The sequence below is a fragment of the Ruegeria sp. C12 genome (assembly GCF_056537745.1).
Window position 1 is genome coordinate 301326 of sequence record NZ_JBQFSA010000006.1, and the last position, 13605, is coordinate 314930.

The 13605-nt window shown below is 59.7% G+C and carries 9 protein-coding genes; 5 read left to right on the forward strand and 4 right to left on the reverse strand.

Annotated elements, in window-relative coordinates:
- Position 1: 1 nt before the first annotated feature.
- From ACR0C9_RS13885 to ACR0C9_RS13895, 3 genes are all read right to left on the reverse strand, one after another.
- Positions 2-769 carry an urease accessory protein UreD gene (locus ACR0C9_RS13885; protein WP_480781270.1) on the reverse strand — a complete coding sequence of 256 codons (768 nt, stop codon included), beginning with the start codon at positions 767-769 and terminating at the stop codon, positions 2-4.
- Positions 770-1246: 477 nt separating this feature from the next.
- The gene (locus ACR0C9_RS13890; protein WP_480781271.1) at positions 1247-2314 is read right to left on the reverse strand and encodes a ParB/RepB/Spo0J family partition protein; all 1068 of its coding nucleotides are present in this window, start codon (positions 2312-2314) and stop codon (positions 1247-1249) included.
- Complete coding sequence (locus ACR0C9_RS13895; RefSeq protein ID WP_170453991.1) at positions 2307-3692, reverse strand: AAA family ATPase; 1386 nt, start codon at positions 3690-3692, stop codon at positions 2307-2309. The genes ACR0C9_RS13890 and ACR0C9_RS13895 overlap by 8 nt, the downstream gene beginning before the upstream one ends.
- A gap of 580 nt (positions 3693-4272) precedes the next feature.
- On the opposite strand from ACR0C9_RS13895, the gene ACR0C9_RS13900 reads away from it, so the two are divergent.
- The 5 genes from ACR0C9_RS13900 to ACR0C9_RS13920 all read left to right on the forward strand — a co-directional run bounded on the left by ACR0C9_RS13900 (position 4273) and on the right by ACR0C9_RS13920 (position 12486).
- A complete protein-coding gene (locus ACR0C9_RS13900; protein ID WP_170453993.1) occupies positions 4273-5532 on the forward strand; it encodes a replication initiation protein in 1260 nt (419 codons plus the stop codon).
- Between the two features lie 255 nt (positions 5533-5787).
- Entirely contained in the window at positions 5788-7479 is a 1692-nt protein-coding gene (locus tag ACR0C9_RS13905) for a thiamine pyrophosphate-binding protein (RefSeq protein ID WP_480781272.1), read from the forward strand.
- Between the two features lie 77 nt (positions 7480-7556).
- A complete protein-coding gene (locus tag ACR0C9_RS13910) occupies positions 7557-9734 on the forward strand; it encodes a Tex family protein (RefSeq protein WP_480781273.1) in 2178 nt (725 codons plus the stop codon).
- Between the two features lie 155 nt (positions 9735-9889).
- Positions 9890-11287, forward strand: coding sequence for a bifunctional enoyl-CoA hydratase/phosphate acetyltransferase (locus ACR0C9_RS13915; protein WP_480584973.1), 1398 nt, complete (start codon positions 9890-9892; stop codon positions 11285-11287).
- Complete coding sequence (locus tag ACR0C9_RS13920) at positions 11284-12486, forward strand: acetate/propionate family kinase (RefSeq protein ID WP_170454001.1); 1203 nt, start codon at positions 11284-11286, stop codon at positions 12484-12486. The genes ACR0C9_RS13915 and ACR0C9_RS13920 overlap by 4 nt, the downstream gene beginning before the upstream one ends.
- On the opposite strand, the gene ACR0C9_RS13925 is transcribed toward ACR0C9_RS13920, so the two are convergent.
- Entirely contained in the window at positions 12470-13456 is a 987-nt protein-coding gene (locus ACR0C9_RS13925; RefSeq protein ID WP_480781274.1) for a helix-turn-helix domain-containing protein, read from the reverse strand. The two genes, ACR0C9_RS13920 and ACR0C9_RS13925, sit on opposite strands and share 17 nt — an antisense overlap.
- Positions 13457-13605: the final 149 nt, after the last annotated feature.

The following is a 13605-nucleotide window of genomic DNA, read 5'->3' on the forward strand; positions in this document are numbered from 1 at the left end:
GTCACAGCATCCAGCATCGTGGGAGAGTTTCGGAATTCAGTCGTCGCAGGACCGTCAGCAAAACGCGGCGCAACGCGAACCCGCTGGGTGCCAGTATCCGAACCACCATCAGGTCTTCGCGGATAAGGCTGGCACCTCCGGTGTCCGGCAGTATTTCCCGCACTGCTTGCAGATGTCCGCCTGCCGAGGTCGAGGCCAGAATGACCAACGCCATAGCCCCTGCCCCGCCCCCAATGTCGGGCCTGCCAAGATGCGCATTCAGATCACCTTCAAACCGGATTGCGTCCAGAAACAGTGGCTGATTTCCGAGGCGGAGTTCGATGTGGTCCCACAAGCGTATGTCGCCGAGGGTTTCGCCCATGGCGTGCCGCCCGAAGATCAGCGACTCGACCACCAGCGCCTGCGCGCCGGGATCGAGATCGACGATCAGACGCCGATTCAGAGCGCTGTTGTCATAGAGGATCGTCTCTTGCGGCAGCCAGTTCAGGCGCGCGCGCCTGCCCACCTTGATTGTGTTTCTGACGGTACCAACTTGATCGGGCTGCGCCTTGTAAGCCCGCTCACACGCCTGGGTTGTCAAAGTCACTGTCGTGTCAGGGGCCACCTGCCCGGTAAAGCGGAACTGATCGCCGCCGGTGATCCCACCGGCCGTGTTGAGCAAAACGGCCTCCAGGCCCAGGTCCTGCGCGCGCGGGAAAAGGCATTTGAACGAGCCTGACTGCTGGAACCCGTCAATGACTGTTTTGCGGCCCAGTGCCTTGCTGGACAAAAAGACCCTGCCCACGGCACGGGGCGGATTGGCCAAATTGGGGGACGATATCGGGATGGTCTGGGTGATGGGAATGGCTCATGCTTCAAGGCTGCGGGAAATTTGTCGCCGCCTGTCGCAGCGAACTCTATGAACTGCGCCCTGGACCTGCCGATTCTCCTGTCTATCTGCTTAAATCCTGGGCGAATTGACACCATTCGCCCAGTTTTTGCTCAAACCTGTATCGACGACCTTATTGATTGGTCGCGTTCAATATCAGCGCATCACACCCCGCGCCTTCCAGTTTTCTTTGCTCCGCGACAGTCTTTGAGTTGAATTTTCGCCGGTTTTTGGGACGCATTCTCTAACAACGAGGCGATGCGCATAATGCTCTTTTTCTGGCATTAATGCGCACAACTTAAAACCTTTAATGAAGGGCCCAAACCAAGTTGGAACTAGTCGTCTAGATTGCCCCTTGGTTTCGTTGCGAAACCGAGGTCAGAGCATGTGCTCTGCAATCTGCTCGACGATGCGCGCCGCATCAGCTGCAGACAGGTTGCGCCCGTGAATACGAAGGCGCAGTTCGCCTGCCGAGACCTCTGCCTGAATTTCGCCACCACCCGGAAGACTGACCGGTGCCAAACGCTCAACCTGTTGCGGCCGCCCGCCACGCGTTTTGTCTCTGGACGGTTCGGGCGCGTCCCTGAGCGCATTTTCCAGCAAGGACCATTCCGCCTTGGCATCCAGAACATCTGCACCTGCCAGGGCCTGCCGCAGTTTGGCTTGTGCCCCATCCCGCAATGCGGCCGCGAGCTTCAGACCAGCCTTCTCGGTCAAGGCGATGGGATGCTGCAGCAAATCCCCCAGCGCCTCGTGAACACTGGCAAAGCTGCGCACCTTGGAACGTTTGGCCTTGGACGCCGCTGCAAACAAGACGTCCACTGCGGCTTCGGTGGAGTCGAAAACCCCCTGCCCTGCGGCCAGAACAGCGATCCGACCGCGCTCATACGGGCTCAGGTTGGCGCGCAGTTCGTTCTCTTCGACCATCGAAACATAGGCACCCTGCCCTGTCTCGGCGTTGCGCACAAAGGCCGGGATCGCCGCAAATCTCGGATCGGTTTTGGCCAGACGCCGAAAGGCATCGAGGCGCCTAAACCCGGAAATGAGACCATACCCTTCACCGTCCGGTGTAACCTCGATCGGTGTGCGCAGGCCGTGGACGCGCAAGGACTCCAGCAACTCGGCCATCGCCTCTTCATCCTCGACCATGCGGTCCCGTCGGATGTAGTCGGCATCAATATCGTCCAAGGGCAGCTTTTGCGCCACCAGACCAGCGTCTTTTGCATCGCGCCAGGCGGCGGCATCGGTTTGGTCCTGCGCCAGTGCAACCCGGTCCGTCACCGCAGCCATCCCGTTCAAAGACGCAGCCTCGGCCGCAACCTGTGCAATCGGCGGTGCCGGGGATTTTGTATCAAACGGGCTGATCGAAGGTTTCGCGACGAAACCAGCCTCGAGCTGTTCCAATTCCGCCGTGTCCGGGGCGGTCAGTCTTCTGCGTTTAGCCATCTGCCTCTCCTCCCATCTGAGCATCGCGCCACCAGCACCCGATCAGAACCTCTTTGAATTCCGCATAGGTCCGGTCAAAGGTCTCGCGGCCTCGCACATAGGTGTCGCGGTTGAAATCGCGGTAATCCGCTTCGTAAATCCCGTTCACTTGCTCCCCCGCCTGCCCGACCAAAGCGGTATAATCCTGACGGTAGGCATTCATGAAGTCCCCGAAATATGCTTGTATGACATTTGCCATGTCGGTCTGCTGACTGGCGTCAAAGCGCGTGATGATTGCCCGGACTACATCCCATTCGAACTTAAGTTCCGGTAAACCTGCCGCCCGTTGCGCGGCATTCTCGCCATCTTCGATGCTGGCAAAAGTCGTATACAGCATGTCGAAGAACCGGCCCGTCGAATCAAACTCCAGGAATGACGCCCCAAGGGGCACCAACAGAATATCCGCCGCAGCCAACGCGTTGATCGTTAGGTACCCAAGTGCAGGAGGGGTATCGAGGAATACGATGTCGTAATCATTCAGAACGCCTTCGTCCTGCAGGAAGTTCGTCAACCCATCCCAAAGAGGCCAGCTGCGCAGGCCCATGCGCCAGACGGGAATCTGGAACTCGGCCCAATACAGGTTCAGCTGCGCGCCGATCAGATCGATATTGGGCCAGTGCGTCTGTTGAATGACATCGCGGGGCAGGGTGGTCAGAGCCTCTTGTAGCGTTTCGTCCAAGGGGATTTCGGGTTGACCCGCCGCGCTGCGAACCCTGTTTTCCTCTTGCACGGCGCGCGCATAGTCTTTGGCGATCAATGGAAAAACCGTTTGCCACTCATCCGCGACGCGACCACCAAGGATCGAGGTCATGGACCCCTGGCTGTCCAAATCAATCACGAGAACCTTGTAGCCGTCCAGCGCGGCGGACATTGCCAGATGAGCGGCGGTCGAGGTCTTTCCAACACCACCCTTGAAGTTGGCGACGGCGACAACCTTTGCCGGAAGGCCCTCCGGACGATAAGGCAGATATTCCTTTGTGCTGACGCCTTCAGCAGCGAAATGCTGGCGCAGGGTCAGAACCTCTTCCAAAGTGAACCATTTGGATCCGGCCTCACCCTCACCCTGGGGCAGGTCGGGATTGGCCTTCAGAACCCGTCTCAGATGGGCGGGGGCGACTGGAATAAGATACTTGGTGATTTCCCAAATGGAAAACCGCCGCAGCCGTTTCTCTCCGTCAGGGGCATAGCCACGGCGGGCAAGGTCTTCTCGTCCCTTGGCGCAGAATGTGGCCGCTTTTGCGAATCGAGATGTCCCGATAGGATCAGGCAACTTGGTTGCCGCGACCTCTGGATCAAGATTCAAATAGGGCGGCACGGGAGGTTGGTTGGATTTGTTCACTGTCGATGCCTCGGATAATGTTCGCCTTACCAGCGTATATTCCAAAATGTAGCGAACATTTTGTCTGGCGGCTATCCTTGATTGCGTTTTTTTCCACAGAAATACATCAATTGACCGAGTTTCGTCGCGAAACCAATTCTTAAAACAGAAAAAGGCGCAACAAAGAGTTTATTTTATTTAGAAGTTTTAGATTCTTTGGGCCCAAAACTACTAATAATAACAATGAGATGAATGTACTACCGGACCTCAATACGGTACGAAAGGAACCCGTTTTCAGGACAATAGGTTCCTGTTTGCAGGACGAAAAGCGCCAGAATCCGGGAAGAGGGGGCCCGATTCGCGGTATTCGAAAAAACAGGCGAAATCAGAGCCTAATCCTGCCCCTCGGAACAGGTTGACGAGTCGTTTTGACCGGCATCCAGTCTTCGCCGAGTCCCTGCCCTGGGGATAACTCTCGGTGCAGAGTCATTAGGTACCTGTCTACGGGATTCCTTTCATCCTGTATTTGGGCACCCAAAGAAGATTGATCATTGGGTACCTTTCATGGCACAAATATCAAAACGAGCAGTCAGGCAGAATCATGCCGGATACATTATTGGACATGGATACCCTCTCTGGTGCGCTACGCCGGGAGACGGTGAAAAAGAATGTCGCCGCGATTCATATCAGCGGCAAGCTAACGCTGTTGCAGCGCAAGCTGTCCAATGTGCTGTTGCTGAATGCCTATGATGCGCTCACCTCAGCCCCCACCCATACGATCGATGCCAGAACCCTGGCCATGATGGTCGGTTACAATTCCAATGACTTCGATACGCTGCGCGCCAGCCTGCGCGCTTTGGCTGAAACCGTAGCCGAGTGGGATATGCTGGATGAACAGGGCCGTCAGGAATGGGGCGTCTCGTCCTTGCTGAGTTTTGCCAAGCTGAAGAACGGGGTGTGCGAATATGCCTATTCCCCGGCGTTGGCGCAGAAGCTTTATGACCCCAAGATCTATGCCCTCATCAATGTGCAGATTCAGAGGAATTTCAGCTCAGGCCATGGCCTGGCATTGTATGAGAATTGCTATCGCTTCGTCAGAACGGGCTCGACAGGGTGGTGGGCGCTGGACGTGTTCCGCAAGTTGATGGGCGTGGATGGCAGCGACTATTACAGCAGCTTCAAGCATCTGAACGCCAAGATCATCAAACCGGCGGTGGCCGAGGTGAACAAAAGCTCGGACATTCTGATTGAACCGGAATTCAAGAAGAAGGGTCGCACCGTCACGGACATCCGATTCCGTATCAAGGGCAATCCACAGAAAGCGATGTTCGAGATTGATGACAGCGACGGCGTTCGCAACCTGCCGATCTACAAGACGATGCGCGATCAGGGGGTCTCGGACAGGTTGGCGCGGCAATGGATTGCTGAACATGGGGAAGACTATGTGCGGCAAAAGCTGGACTATGTAAGCGGGCAGGGGGGCGTGAAATCAACGCTGGGCTACCTATCGGCTGCGCTGCGCGATGATTACCAGCCACCCGATCCGGACACGAAACCAGAGCCAAGCCCTGAGGCTCTGGCCGCGGCGGAACAGCGTCAGGAAGAACGGGCTGAGGAAGATCGCGCCTATGCCGCGCGGGTGGCTGAGCGATCCGAAAGGGCGCGAAAACTCTCGATCGTCGAGGAGCTGGTTTCGCGGCGAAACCCCACGCAGAGAGATGCCGACAAGCGTTTGTTTCTGGCCGGCCTGGACAATGACCTGGACCGAGAGCATTTCCGCGCACATGGGTGGCGTTCTGGTCTGAACGCGGCGGCAATCTTTGCCTTTTGGCAGGACCTGGAGCCAGAGGCGTTTGAGTAAATCGCCTGCATCCGGTTTGCCTGTCCAACACACCCGCCCAATGTAGCGCGCAAAAATCCGAAATAATGATTATTAAAAACCAAATAGCTCTAAGTCCTTTTGGTCCTTAGGACGAAACCCTCGCGCGCAATACGGACCCAAATATCAAAACCGCAAAATCAGGAATTTCCCCGTTTGCGTATGCCGCGCCCTTAGGTCAAGTTGCCCGTCAGAGACTGCGCAATGCCGCAGACAGGTTCGAAGGACAGATCCGAGATGACGCAACGAAATGGCGGTGTGGTACTGGTTGAATGCCTGCAGGGGCTTGGGGCGCGGCACAGTTTTGGCGTTCCCGGTGAAAGCTATCTGGCAGTTCTGGATGCGCTGCATGACACAAGCAGCACAAGGCGGGATACAAACGGCGCGCTGGATTTCACCTTATGCCGGAATGAAGGTGGTGCTGCGTTCATGGCTTCGGCTTACGGCAAGCTGACCGGTCAGCCCGGTATCTGCTTTGTGACCCGAGGACCGGGCGCGACCAATGCTTCAATTGGCGTGCACACGGCGATGCAGGACAGCGCCCCGATGATCCTGTTCGTAGGGCAGGTCGGGACGGACATGAAAGGGCGCGAGGCGTTTCAGGAGATCGACTATCGCGCCTATTTCGGCACTGTCGCCAAATGGGTAACCGAGATTGGGGCGGTGGACCGCATCCCCGAGATCATCGCCCGCGCCTGGACCACCGCAATATCAGGCCGCCCCGGCCCAGTGGTTGTCGCCTTGCCCGAGGATATGCTGACCGAAGTAACAGACGTCCCCGCGTTGACGGGCCCTGCGCCGGTTCACGAACCCGGCCCAACGCCCGACGCGATTGCGGCGGTTGTGTCCAAACTCTCGACCGCAAAACGCCCGCTGATCCTGATTGGTGGTGGTGGCTGGCGGGCCGAGGGCAGCACGGCTTTGCAGCGATTTGCCGAAGCCGCCGATATTCCGGTGATCGCCGCCTTCCGGTTTCAGGACATCCTGGACAACCACTCGCCCAGCTATGTGGGTGACGCCGGGACCGGCATGACACCGGCGACCCGAGCACAGATCCAGGGCGCGGATGTGATTCTGGCCATTGGCGTGCGGTTCGGAGAGATGACAACTGATGGCTACACCTTGCTGAACGTGCCCAAACCGGATCAGACGCTGATCCATGTGCACGCCTCGGACCGCGAGATTGGAAAGGTCTACATTGCTGACCTAGGTGTCCAATCCGGCCCGAATGCCTTTGCTCAGGCCATGTCGCAACAGGTTGTGCAAGGCAGCTGGGCGGACTGGCGGGCCAGAGCCCGCGCGGATTATGAGGCATTTTTCGATCTGCCCGACCTGCCCAGCCCCGTGGATATGGGTAAGGTCTCGGCCTATCTGCGCGACCGTCTGCCCGAGGATGCGATCCTGACCAATGGCGCAGGCAACTTTACCGTCTGGCCGAACAAGTTCTTCAAGTACGGCCCGAACCAGCGGTTGCTGGCTCCGCAATCCGGGGCGATGGGCTATGGGCTTCCGGCTGCCGTTGCGGCCAAGGTCGCGCATCCGGACCGGACTGTTGTCTGTTTTGCCGGGGATGGTGATTTTCAGATGAACTGTCAGGAGCTTGGAACCGCCATGCAGGCCGGGGCCCAGCCCATCGTTTTAATCCTGAACAACGGCACATATGGCACCATTCGGATGCATCAGGAAAAAGCCTATCCCGCCCGCGTCTCGGGCACGACGTTGGAGAACCCGGATTTCGCGGCACTCGCGCGGTCCTACGGCTACCATGCCGAGCGGGTCGAGCGGACCGAGGAGTTCGAGGCCGCGTTCGAACGGGCGCTGGCGTCGGACAGCGGGGCGGTTCTGGATCTGAACATCTCAGCTGAGGCGCTGACCCCGCGCCAGACCCTCAGCCAGATGCGCGAGGCAGCACAGAAGGCGGGCTCCTGATAAAAGTTTCGGGGCCTCTTTCCCTTGTGGGACGGGCTGTCTAAGAAGTGCGTCCAACTTGATTTCAGGAGGCCCCATTGGACCGTATCGCCCGCACCATCGCCACCGAGATTCAAGCCCGCCCCGAACAGGTGAATGCAGCCGTCAAACTGCTGGATGACGGTGCAACGGTGCCGTTTGTGGCGCGGTATCGGAAAGAGGCAACGGGCGGGCTGGATGACGGTCAGCTGCGCACCCTGTCCGACCGCCTGACCTATTTGCGCGAACTTGAGGCGCGGCGTGACACGATTCTGAAATCGATCAAGGATCAAGGCAAGCTGAGCGACGATCTGGCCAAATCCATCGCACAGGCCGACACCAAGGCGCAGCTTGAAGACATCTATCTGCCCTATAAGCCCAAACGCCGCACCAAGGCGATGATCGCCCGCGAAAACGGGTTGGAGCCTCTGGCCGATGCCATCCTTGCGGATCGGTTCGCTGATCCCGAGGCGCTGGCAAACGGGTATATTACTGACGCCGTGCCTACGCCGCGCGACGCGCTAAACGGGGCGCGGGATATTCTGACCGAACGGCTGACCGAAAACGCCGCCCTTTTGGGCGAGTTACGCGGCTTCATGCAGCGCGAGGCGTATCTGAGTGCCAAGGTCATTGAGGGCAAGGAAAACGAAGGCGCCAAGTTCAGCGACTATTTCGACCATTCCGAGTTGTGGGCAGACGTCCCCTCGCACCGGGCGCTGGCGATGCTGCGCGCCTCGAAAGAGGGGATCGTGACGCTGGATATCGCGCCGGAACCGGAATTTGGGGCAGGGCGGGCCGAGGCGATTGTGGCCGCCCATTTGCAGACGCGCGGCGACGGGCCGGGCGACAAGTGGCTGCGCAAGGTGGCGGGCTGGACCTGGCGGGTCAAGCTGTCGCTCAGCATGATGGTCGAACTGATGGCCGACCTGCGCAGTCGGGCGCAGGACGAGGCCATTCAGGTCTTTTCCCGCAACCTCAAGGATGTGCTGTTTGCAGCGCCAGCCGGTGCGCGGCCTACATTGGGTCTGGACCCCGGCATTCGAACCGGGGTTAAGGCGGCTGTGGTAGATGCAACGGGTAAGGTTGTGGCAACGGACACGCTCTATCCGTTTCAGCCCAAGAACGATTTGCGCGGGGCGCAAGCGGCGATCGTGAACCTGATCTCGGCCCATCAGATCGAACTGATTGCCATCGGCAATGGCACCGCCAGCCGCGAAACCGAACGGATGGTGGCCGACGCGATCAGCCTGTTGCCCAAGAGCGTGAAAGCACCCACCAAGGTTGTGGTGTCCGAGGCCGGGGCTTCGGTCTATTCCGCCTCGGAACTGGCGGCGCGCGAATTTCCCGATCTGGACGTCTCGCTGCGTGGGGCTGTGTCGATTGCCCGCCGGTTGCAGGACCCGCTGGCCGAACTTGTGAAGATCGAACCGAAATCCATCGGCGTGGGGCAATACCAGCACGACGTGGATCAGCACCGCCTGTCCCAGTCGCTGGCAACCGTGATCGAGGATGTGGTGAACGCGGTGGGGGTTGATCTGAACACCGCCTCGGCCCCGCTGCTGTCGCATGTGTCGGGTCTGGGTCCGGCGCAGGCCGAGGCCATCGTCAGCCACCGGGACATCAATGGACCATTTCGGTCGCGCAAGGATCTGCTGGACGTCGCCCGCCTTGGCCCCCGCGCCTTTGAACAATGCGCCGGGTTCCTGCGGATCCGGGACGGGGCTGAGCCGCTGGACGCCTCCTCGGTTCACCCCGAGGCGTATGACGTCGCGCGCCGTGTGGTCGCCGCCTGTGGCCGGGACATCCGGCAGATCATGGGGCATGAGGGTGCCCTGAAACGCCTGCGGGCGGAACAGTTTGTGGATGACAGGTTCGGCCTGCCCACCGTGCGCGATATTTTTGCCGAATTGGAAAAACCCGGCCGCGACCCGCGACCCAGTTTCGTCACGGCCTCGTTCACGGACGGGGTGGAAGAGATCACCGACCTGAAACCCGGCATGATGCTGGAAGGCACCGTCACCAACGTCGCGGCCTTCGGGGCGTTTGTCGATATCGGCGTGCATCAGGACGGGCTGGTCCATGTCAGCCAACTGGCGGACCGTTTCGTCAAGGACCCGCATGAGGTGGTCAAGACCGGTCAGGTCGTCAAAGTGCGCGTGGTCGAAGTGGATGTGCCGCGCAAACGCATCGGCCTGACCATGCGCAAGAAGGGCGGCGACACGCGGCGCAGGGCGTGAACAAAGGGCAGACACGTCGCAAATTCGTTAAGCAGCCAATGATACGCTGCCGGCGACCGGGCTGCATCCGGCTGGACTTGGTTGACACAATGCAAGACGCTCGGGTCGGATTGTTTGGAAATGGGCGGCCTTGGGGTCGTAGGTGACTGAAAAACATGCAATATCACAACAAACCATACGATCAGCTCAGGGTGGGGGACAGCGGCGAAATCACGCGCAGCTGCTCGGTCGACGATTTCTATGTCTTCGCCAACAATTCGGGCAATCACAACCCGCTGCATCTGGCGCATGAAGACGGTGACGGCGACAATGAGCCCGAGGCGCTGGCCCCCGCGATCTTTGTCGGCGCGCTGGTCTCGGCGGTGCTGGGCAATGTTCTGCCGGGCGCTGGCACCCTGTATAAATCCCAGAGTTTCGAGTTTGTCGCGCAAGCCTATGCGGGTGACGAATTGACCTCGAAAGTCACCGTTGTGGAAAAGCGCGACAACCGCGAGGTTGTGTTTGACACCAGCGTCACGCGGGCATCGGATGGGGCCGTGATCCTGCGCGGGCAGGCCGTCGTGATTGCGCCTGAAAAACAGATGACCTTTGCCGAGGTTGATCTGCCCGGCCTGGTGGTCAAACGTCATCGCCATTTCGACGCCCTTCTGGAACGGGTGCGCCCATTGGACCCGATGCCAACCGCAATTGTCGCCCCGGAAGAGGCGAACTCATTGGGTGGGGCCCTGCTGGCGGCGCGTGAGACCATTATTCAACCGATCCTGATCGGTGACCCGGACAAAATCTACGCCGCTGCGCGTGAGATCGGTCAGTCGCTGGACGCGTTCGAGATTCTGCCGGTGATGGATCACCTTGGCGCGGCACACACCGCCGTTGATCTGGTTGCCGAAGGGCGGGCGCAGGCCGTGATGAAAGGGCATTTGCACACGGATGAGCTGCTCAAGGCAGCGTTGCGCCGGGATCAGGGGCTGCGGACCGGTCGGCGCTTTACCCATGTCTTTGTCATGGATGTACCCGGCCAGCCGCGGCCTTTGCTTGTGACCGATGCGGCGATCAACATTGAACCGGATCTTGAGACCAAGATCGACATCACCCAGAACGCCATCGATCTGGCGCTGTCGCTGGGCATCGAACAGCCCCGCGCCGGGGTGTTGTCGGCTATTGAGACGGTGAACCCGGCGATCCGGTCTTCGGTCGATGCGGCACTTCTGTCCAAGATGGCCGAGCGTGGCCAGATCAAAGGCGGCTTGGTCGATGGGCCGCTGGCGATGGACAATGCGGTCAGCCTTGCCGCCGCACGCACCAAAGGCATCGTGTCCGAGGTTGCGGGCCGCACCGATATTCTGGTCGTGCCCAATCTGGATGCGGGCAACATGATGGCCAAGCAACTGACCTATATCGCCAATGCCGAAGGGGCAGGGGTGGTCATGGGGGCCAAAGTGCCGATCATCCTGACCAGCCGTGCGGATGACGACAAGGCGCGGCTTGCGTCTTGCGCAGTGGCGGCGCTGCATCAGGCGCGCATCTCAGCAGTTGGGAAGGGGCGGGCATGACCCATGTTGTGACGCTGAATGCCGGGTCATCCTCGCTGAAGTTCGGGTTCTACGAACTTGCCCCCGGCGACCCGGTCGAGAAATGCACCGGCACCGTCGAGCGCATCGGCGAGGCGAGCGTCTCGGTCACGGCAAAATCGGCCAGCGGCAGGGCGCTGGCCAATGGCAGCCCGGGCGAGACGCCGGACCATGCAGCAGCGCTGGATTGGGTTCTGGGCTTTCTCAGCCGAACCTATCCGTCCGCGCAGGTGTCGGCGGTCGGGCACCGTGTCGTCCATGGTGGCCCGGATATCGACACGCCCTTGCCATTGACCGCAGACTCGATCGCGGCGCTGGACAAACTCTCGCCCTTCGCGCCGCTGCACCAGCCGCATAACCTGGCCGGGGTGCGGGCGGCGATGGAACGGTTTCCCGACGCGGCGCAGATCGCCTGTTTCGACACCGCCTTTCACCGCAACCACCCGTGGGAGAATGACGTCTTCGCCCTTCCGCGCGAGTATTATGACAAAGGTGTACGTCGCTACGGGTTTCATGGCCTCAGCTATGACTACATCTCGGGCCATATGGCGGATACCGCGCCATTGCTGCATGAAGGCCGGGTCGTTGTCGCGCATCTGGGCAACGGGGCATCAATGTGCGCGATGATCGGCGGGCGCTCAGTCGGATCGACCATGGGGTTCTCGGCCTTGGACGGGCTGCCGATGGGCACCCGCTGCGGTCAGCTTGATCCCGGTGTCGTGCTGTACCTGATGGAGCAAGAGGGGCTGAGCGCCACAGAAATCTCGGATCTGCTGTTCCGAAAATCCGGCCTGCTGGGCCTGTCGGGTCTGTCCAATGATATGCGCACGCTGGAAAAGGCCGACACCCATGAAAGCCGACAGGCGATCAGCTATTTCACCTTCCGTCTGCGGCGCGAACTTGGTGCGATGGCGGCGGTTCTGGGCGGTATCGATGCGCTGGTCTTCACCGGTGGCATCGGTGAAAACTCACGCCTTGTGCGCGACCGGGTCTGTACCGGGATGGGCTGGCTGGGGATCGAGCTTGATCCCGACGCAAATGCAGACAACAACCGGATCATCTCGACCAACCTGTCCCGCGTGGTGACAATGGTGATCCCCACGAATGAGGAACTGGTCATCGCCCGCGCCGCCGCCGATCTGCTGGCAGGTTCGGATGTCCCAGCTAGAGGCAGCCACTAAAGCGCTGGCTGCGGATCGCGTCCGGGGTCAGGCGATAGCGGTCGCGAAACGACCGGGTCAGCGTTGTGACCGACGAAAACCCGGTCGCCGCCGAAATCTCGCGCTGTGACAGATCGGTGTGGCGCAGCAATTCATGCGCCCTTTCCAACCGCAAGGCCTTGTAGGTCGACAACAGTTTGGTTCCGGTTTTTTCCAGAAACCGCCGCTGCAACTGTCGGGTCGAGGTTCCCAGAATGCGCGAAATATCGGGGATTTTCAGCGGGTCCTCGATATGCGCCAGCATGGCATCAACGGCGTGCAAAACCATCGGATCCGCGCCGGATCTTTGGATCAACCGTGTGGCCAAAGTGCTTTTGTGCTGCGCTTCCGGCTCGGTCAGGCCGATATACGCGCGCAGCGTGTCCGCGATATAGGCCCCGTGATCCAGCGAGGCCAGATCAGCCAGCAACCGCAACGCACCAAGCCGGGTCGAGGCGCTGTGCGTGCGCCCCTCAGCCGTCAGGTGCCTGTCGCCACTACAGATGCACAGCCCGCTTTCCTGCGCGGCGGCGGCGAAGTTCGGGTGCACCGCAACGGATTTCTTGTGCGTACGCCCGATTTCGGCCAGCAACAACACGGCGCTTCCAACAAGGATGGTGCGTTGGGCCAGGCTGATCACCTGCGCGGTCCATGCTCTTTCCATGGGGGACAAGGTCCAGTGATTTTCCAGATCCCCCCAGAAGATAGCGGTCCGCCCGTGCCAGAAGATCGGGTTCCCCGGTTTTTCCTGTGCAATCTGGCGGATGTTCACCTGATAGGAATAGTCTTCGGAAAACGCGTTAAGGGCCTGGAAGAATTCCGCAATCATTCCGGTTGATGCGGCTGCAATATCGGTTGCCACAAACACGTCAACGTCGCGCTGCTTTTGGGGCTGCGGCGACACTGATCCTGCCAGTTCCAGGCACGCATCGTTAGGGACGTAATGTTTCATTGCGATGCCTTTCTACAAGTGGAACGTACTATTACTAAATGCTTGGGGCGGTTCGTGGACCCCCCGCCTTTTTGTGGCGGGGGGTTTTGTTGTTATTCAGCTGCGTCTTTGTATGCGTCCATTGGGGGGCATGTGCAGACGAGGTTTCG